5 protein-coding genes and 1 pseudogene are annotated in these 6,701 nt (G+C 67.4%); all 6 read right to left on the bottom strand.

Annotation, left to right across the window (positions count from 1 at the left end):
* Positions 1 to 750, bottom strand: a pseudogene (locus ASC92_RS10030) (aldehyde dehydrogenase family protein); the annotation flags it as partial.
* Between the two features lie 150 nt (positions 751 to 900).
* Positions 901 to 1,830 carry a dihydrodipicolinate synthase family protein gene (locus tag ASC92_RS10025; protein ID WP_056514122.1) on the bottom strand — a complete coding sequence of 310 codons (930 nt, stop codon included), beginning with the start codon at positions 1,828 to 1,830 and terminating at the stop codon, positions 901 to 903.
* Between the two features lie 24 nt (positions 1,831 to 1,854).
* The gene (locus ASC92_RS10020) at positions 1,855 to 3,402 is read right to left on the bottom strand and encodes a UxaA family hydrolase (RefSeq protein ID WP_056514118.1); all 1,548 of its coding nucleotides are present in this window, start codon (positions 3,400 to 3,402) and stop codon (positions 1,855 to 1,857) included.
* A gap of 10 nt (positions 3,403 to 3,412) precedes the next feature.
* Complete coding sequence (locus tag ASC92_RS10015; protein WP_056514115.1) at positions 3,413 to 4,585, bottom strand: L-rhamnonate dehydratase; 1,173 nt, start codon at positions 4,583 to 4,585, stop codon at positions 3,413 to 3,415.
* A 26-nt stretch (positions 4,586 to 4,611) separates the two neighbouring features.
* Entirely contained in the window at positions 4,612 to 5,661 is a 1,050-nt protein-coding gene (locus ASC92_RS10010) for a 4-hydroxythreonine-4-phosphate dehydrogenase PdxA (RefSeq protein WP_056514112.1), read from the bottom strand.
* A 1-nt stretch (position 5,662) separates the two neighbouring features.
* Positions 5,663 to 6,625, bottom strand: coding sequence for a Bug family tripartite tricarboxylate transporter substrate binding protein (locus ASC92_RS10005; protein ID WP_056514110.1), 963 nt, complete (start codon positions 6,623 to 6,625; stop codon positions 5,663 to 5,665).
* Positions 6,626 to 6,701: the final 76 nt, after the last annotated feature.

Below are 6,701 nucleotides of genomic sequence, written 5' to 3'. Positions count from 1 at the left end.
CGCGAGATCGGCATCGTCCAGGATCACCTGCGGGTTCTTGCCGCCCATTTCGAGCTGCACCTTCTTGTGGTTGGTGACGCACTGCACGGCGATGTTGCGGCCCACGCCGACCGAACCTGTGAAGCTGATCGCATGGATGCCGGGGTGGCTGACCAGCGCGTTGCCGATCACGCTGCCGCGGCCCATCACGAGGTTGAACACGCCGGCCGGGATGCCTGAGCGGCTGATGATTTCGGAGAGCGCCCAGGCGCAGCCGGGCACGAGATCGGCGGGCTTGAGCACGACGCAGTTGCCGAAGGCCAGCGCCGGCGCAATCTTCCATGCGGGAATGGCGATGGGGAAGTTCCACGGCGTGATGAGGCCGACCACGCCGACCGGCTCACGCGTGATTTCCACGCCGATGTTGGGCCGCACCGAAGGCAGCAACTCGCCCGACAGGCGCAGGCATTCGCCGGCGAAGAACTTGAAGATCTGGCCCGCGCGCGTGGCTTCGCCGATGCCTTCGGCTTTCGTCTTGCCTTCTTCGCGTGCCAGCAGCGTGCCGAGTTCTTCCTTGCGTGCAAGGATTTCGGTGCCGATCTTGTCGAGCGCGTCGGAGCGCGCCTGGATGCTGCCCGTGGCCCAGGCCGGGAAGGCGGCGGTGGCGGCAGCAACGGCGGCTTCGACGTGCGATGCGTCGCCCTGGGTGTACTGGCCCAGCACGTCGGACAGGTTGCTGGGGTTGAGGTTGGGGCTGTAGCTTGCGCCGGCNGGCGGCTTCGACGTGCGATGCGTCGCCCTGGGTGTACTGGCCCAGCACGTCGGACAGGTTGCTGGGGTTGAGGTTGGGGCTGTAGCTTGCGCCGGCACGCCATTCGCCGCCGATCAGGTTGTCGAAGTTTTGCATGAGGGGTTCCTTGTTCAGCGTGCCCAGCGCAGCACCAGCGGATCGAGCCGGCGTGCGGTCTCGATCAGGCCCTTGCGGGTTTCCGGATGCATGGCGGGCCAGGGATGGCGCGGCGCCTCGCAGGCGATCACGCCGCCCTCCTTCATCAGCGCCTTGGCGGCCAGGAAGCCGGACTGCCGGTTCTCGTGGTTGATGAGCGGCAGCCAGCGCTGGTAGAGCGCGGAGGCCTTGTCGCGGTCGCCTGCGCGATGCGCTTCGATGATCGGCCGGATGCCGTCGGGGTAGCCGCCGCCGGTCATCGAGCCGGTGGCGCCAGCGTCGAGGTCGGGCAGCAGCGTGATGGCCTCCTCGCCGTCCCACGGGCCTTCGACGGCGTCGCCGCCCAGGCGGATCAGCTCGCGCAGCTTCGATGCGGCGCCCGCTGTTTCGATCTTGAAATAGGCAACGTGCTCGATCTCGCGCGCCATCTGCGCGAGGAACGCAGCCGGCAGCGGCGTGCCGGCGGCAGGGGCGTCCTGAATCATGATGGGGATGTCCACCGCATCGGACAAGCGCGCATAGAAGTCGCGGATCTGCGGCTCGGGCACGCGGAAGGTGGCGCCGTGGTAGGGCGGCATCACCATCAGCATGGCCGCGCCCATGTCCTGCGCGCGGCGGCTGCGCGCGGCGCAGACCTCGGTGCTGAAGTGCGTGGTGGTCACGATCACCGGCACCCGGCCGGCGACGTGCTCGAGCACGCAGCGCGTGAGCACCTCGCGCTCGTCGTCCGACAGCAGGAACTGCTCGGAGAAGTTGGCCAGGATGCACAGGCCATCCGAGCCGGCATCGATCATGAAGTCGACGCAGCGCTTCTGGCTTTCGAGGTCGAGTTCGCCGCGCTCGGTGAACGGCGTGGGCACGACGGGGAAGATGCCGCGAAAGCGGACGGGGCGAGTGGTTGTCATGGTGTGGTGAAAAAAAGTTGCGCGTCAGGTGATCACGCTGATTTGCCAGGGCACGAACTCCTGCTGCCCGTAGCCGTGGAGTTCACTGCGCGAAGGCTGGCCCGAGGCAGTGGCCAACAGCATCCGGAACAGGCACTCGCCGAGTTCCTCGATGCTGCGCGTGCCATCGAGCACCTCGCCGCAGTTGAGGTCCATGTCGTCGGACTGCCGCTGCCACAGCGCGGTGTTGGTGGCGAGCTTGAAGGAAGGCGATGGCGCGCAGCCGTAGGCCGAGCCGCGCCCCGTGGTGAAGCAGATCAGGTTGGCGCCGCCCGCGACCTGGCCGGTGGCGGAGATCGGGTCGTAGCCGGGCGTGTCCATGAACACCAGGCCGCGCGCCCTCACCGGCTGGGCGTATTCGTACACCTCCACCAGGTTGGTCGAGCCCGCCTTGGCAATGCCGCCGAGCGATTTCTCCAGCACCGTCGTCAGGCCGCCGGCCTTGTTGCCGGCCGAGGGGTTGTTGTCCATCGCGGCGCCGTTGCGTGCGCAGTAGGCCTCCCACCAGCGGATGCGCTCGACCAGCTTGCGCCCGACCTCGGGTATTTGCGCACGCCGCGTCAGCAGATGCTCGGCACCGTAGATCTCCGGCGTTTCCGAAAGGATGGCCGTGCCGCCGTGCTGCACCAGCAGGTCGACCGCGGCGCCGAGCACCGGGTTGGCCGAGATGCCCGAGTAGCCGTCGGAGCCGCCGCACTGCAGGCCGACCACCAGGTGGCTGGCGGGAACGGTCTGGCGCCGCACGGCGTCGGCCAGCGGCAGCATCGCCTGGATGCGCTCGATGCCCTGCGCGATGGTGCGGGTGGTGCCGCCCGTGTCCTGGATCGTGAAGCTCTGCAGCCGCTCGCTGTGCTGCAGGCCCTGGGTCGCCAGCAGCTGCCGGATCTGGTTGGTCTCGCAGCCCAGGCCGATGACCAGCACGCCCGCGAAGTTGGGGTGGCAGGCGTAGCCGCCCAGCGTGCGCTGCAGGATGGCAAGGCCTTCGCCCTGCGGATCGACAGCGCAGCCGGCGCCATGGGTGAGCGCGACCACGCCGTCGACGTTCGGGAACGGCGCCAGCATCTCGGGATGGATGTCGCGCCGGAAGCGGTCGGCGATGGCGCGCGCCACCGTGGCCGAGCAGTTCACCGAGGTCAGGATGCCGATGTAGTTGCGCGTGGCGACGCGGCCGTCCTCCCGCACGATGCCTTCGAAGCTCGCCGGTTCGGCAGCGCGCGCCGTCGGGCGTGCATCGGCCGCATGCGCATGGTCGCGCGCGAAGTCTCCCATCGCGAGGTTGTGCGTGTGCACATGCTGTCCTGCCCGAATGGGCTGGGTCGCAAAGCCGATGATCTGCCCGTAGCGGCGCACGGCCGCGCCGAGCTCGATCGCGCGCGTGGCCATCTTGTGGCCCGACGGAATCAGGCCCGCGACGGCGATGCCTTCGCTTTCGATGCGCGTGCCCGAAACCAGCTGGTCGAGCGAGATCACGACATCGTCTTGGGCGTGCAGGCGTATCACGCGTGCGTTCGGTTGGAAGCTCGAGGACAACATGGCAGCGCCGTCACTCGACGATGTTGAAGTCCTTGAGGTACTCGGTCTTCAGCGTGAGACCGAGCCCCGGCTTGTGGTCGTCGAGTTGCACGAAGCCGTTCTCGGCCACCGGCTCGCCGTCGAAGATGTAATAGAACAGCTCATTGCCCACTTCGACGTCGTGCATCGGGAAGTACTCGCTCATCGGCGAGGCCAGCGTGCTCATGGTCAGGTGGTAGTTGTGCATCTGGCCCGCGTGCGGGATCACCGGCACGCTGTAGGCCTCGCACAGCGCGTTGATCTTGTGCGCGGCCGTGATGCCGCCGACACGGTTGGTGTCGTACTGCACCACCGACACCGCCTTGCGGTCCAGCAGCTGCTTGAAGCCGTAGAGCGAGAACTCGTGCTCGCCGCCCGAAATCGGAATGCTGGTGAGCTGGTTCAGCTCGGCATAGCCGTCGATGTCATCGGCGATCACCGGCTCCTCGAGCCAGCGCGGCTGGAACTTCTCGAGCTTGGGCAGCATGCGCTTGGCGTACTCGAGGTTCCAGCCCATGTAGCACTCGAGCATGAGGTCGTTGTCGTAGCCGATGACTTCGCGCACGGCCTCGACCGACTTCAGGTTTTCCGCCACGCCCTTCTGCAGATGCGCCGGCCCATAGCCGAAGCGCATCTTGAAGGCGGTGAAGCCCTGGTCGAGGAACTTCTGCGCCTCGGCCTGCATTTCGTTCAGGTCGGTGCGGTAGAGCTTGGAGTAGTAGCAGGGAATCTTTTCCTTGGTGCGGCCGCCGAGCAGCTTGAACACCGGCTTGTTGACCGACTTGCCCAGGATGTCCCAGATCGCGAGGTCGACCGCCGAGATCGCGGCCATGGTCACGCCCTTGCGGCCCCAGGCGTGGGTGGCGCGGTACATGCGCTGCCACAGGTACTCGTAGTCCCACGGGTCCTGGCCGATCACCAGCGGCGCGAGGTACTGGTCGATGATGGCCTTGGCGATGGCCGGCGCGAGCGCCACGTTGCCCAGGCCCACGATGCCGTCGTCGGTCTCGATCTCGACCACGGTCCACGAATGGAAACGGAAGGTGCTCATGGTTTCCTGCGGCGCGTACAGCAGGTCCATCGCGTTGGAGCAGAAGTTGCCCTGCGGCGAAACGGTCTTGCCTTTCCACTCGAAAACACGGGCGCGAACGGATTTGATCTTCATGGTGTCTCTCTGGTGTTGAGGTGGGTTCAAGCGGGTGCGTGGTTGGCGAGGCGGTGCGCGGTGCCCATGCGGCCCGCGATGCGAAAGGCCTGCCACATGGCTTCGACGCTGGCCTTGCCCTGGCCCGCGATGTCGTAGGCGGTGCCGTGCGCGGGCGTGGTGATCGGAATCGGCAGCCCGCCCTGCACCGTGACGCCGCGGCTGAAGCCCATGAGCTTGATCGCGATCTGGCCCTGGTCGTGGTACATGGTCACGATCGCCTGGTACTCGCCGGCCTGGGCCTTGAGAAAGATCGTGTCGGCCGGAAACGGGCCGTGAAAGGGCGCCTCGGTGGGCCAGCTGCGCGCCTGCAGGGCCTTGACGGCCGGCTCGATGATGTCGATCTCTTCGCGCCCGCACACGCCGCCGTCACCGCCGTGCGGATTGAAGGCTGCGATGGCGACCTTGGGCTGCGCCACGCCGTTGGCCAGCAGCGAACGGTAGATCAGTTCGGCCGCCTGCTCGATGCGCTCCACGCTCACGTAGCTCGCCACGTCCTTCAGCGGCACATGCGAGGAGATGCGCGAGGTCCAGAGCTCGCCGAGCGTGTTGAACTCGCAGAAATAGCCGGTCACGCCCAGGTGCTGCGCGAAATGGTGCAGCTCGTCCTCGTGCTGCATGCCGCCGATCTTCATGGCCTGCTTGTTCAGCGGTGCGAAGCAGATCGCGTCGACCTCGCCGGCCAGCGTCGCGTCCATGCACCGGTCGAGCACCCGCAGCACCGAGCGGCCGCCCGGCGCCGCGGCCTGGCCACGCTGCACCAGCGCGGGGTCGATGCTGTGCACGGCGAGGAACGCGGGGCGTGCAGTGTTCGCACGGCCGCGCACTTCGGCCAGCGAGTGCACCTCGTCGGTGGCGACCGAGGTGCCGGCGATGCGCTGGCCTTCGTCCCACAGCCAGCGGTCGCCGATCAGCACGATGTTGGCCGTGGCGGCAGCCTCGGGTTTGGCCAGCAGCCTGGCGATCAGTTCGGGGCCGATGCCGGCGGGGTCGCCCAGGGTGAGCGCGACAACGGGAAGAGAAGATGAACTCGTCATGTCAATCCAGGCGGATGTGGTTTTTCTTGATGACCTCGCCGAAGCGCTTGTATTCGGCGGCGTGGAACTGCGCGAACTGCGCCTGGGTCATGGGCGTGATCTCGGCGCCGAGGGCGTCGAGGCGGGTCTTGGTCTCGGGCATCGCAAGCACCTGGTCGACCGCGTCGTGCACCTTGTCCTGCACTGCCTTGGGCGCCCCTGCCGGCATGTAGATGCCGTACCAGGCGCTCATCTCGACACCGGGTACGCCGGCCTCGGCCAGCGTGGGTACGTTGGGCAGCTGCGCATTGCGCTTCGCGGTGGTCACGGCGAGCGCGCGGACCTTGCCGTTCTTGATCTGTCCGATCACCGAAGGCAGGGTGTCGAAGCTCAGCTGCACCTGGCCGCCGATCAGGTCGACCAGCGCCGGGCCGCTGCCCTTGTAGGGCACATGCGCGATGTCGACGCCTGCCGCGTCCTTGAACAGCTCGGCCGCGATGTGCTGGGTGCTGCCCGAGCCGCTGGTGGCGTAGTTGAGCTTCCCGGGCTCCTGCTTGGCCAGCTTGACCAGCGCCTGCACCGAGTCGGCCGGCACGCTGTTGCTCACCACCAGCACGTTGGGCACCGCGCCGACGAAGGCCACCGGCACCAGGTCGCGGTTGCTGTCGTAGTTGAGCTTGAGCAGGTGCGGCGCAATCGCATGGGCCGTGACCACGCCCATCACCATGGTGTGGCCGTCGCCGGACTTGGCCGTGGCATCGGCTGCCAGGGTGTTGGAAGCGCCGGGCCGGTTCTCGACCACCACCGACTGCTTGAGCAAAGGGCCCAGCCGGTCAGCCACCGCGCGGGCCATCGCGTCGGTGCCGCCGCCGGGCGCGGAGCCGACCATGATCCTGATCGGGCGGGTGGGCCATTCCTGGGCCTGCGCGGCGCTGGCGGCGAACGCCAGCAACCCGGCAGCCGCGGCCGCCATGAGCTTTTTCATCTGCTTGTCTCCGGTCTGTTTCTAGGATTCGTCGGCGGCAATCGTAGGCAGGCGATTGATGCACGTAAACTGAAAG

Source organism: Variovorax sp. Root411, from assembly GCF_001425205.1.
Lineage (GTDB): Bacteria > Pseudomonadota > Gammaproteobacteria > Burkholderiales > Burkholderiaceae_C > Variovorax.
Note: the sequence above shows the minus strand (reverse complement) of the source record. Positions and strands in the feature narration are given on the sequence as shown.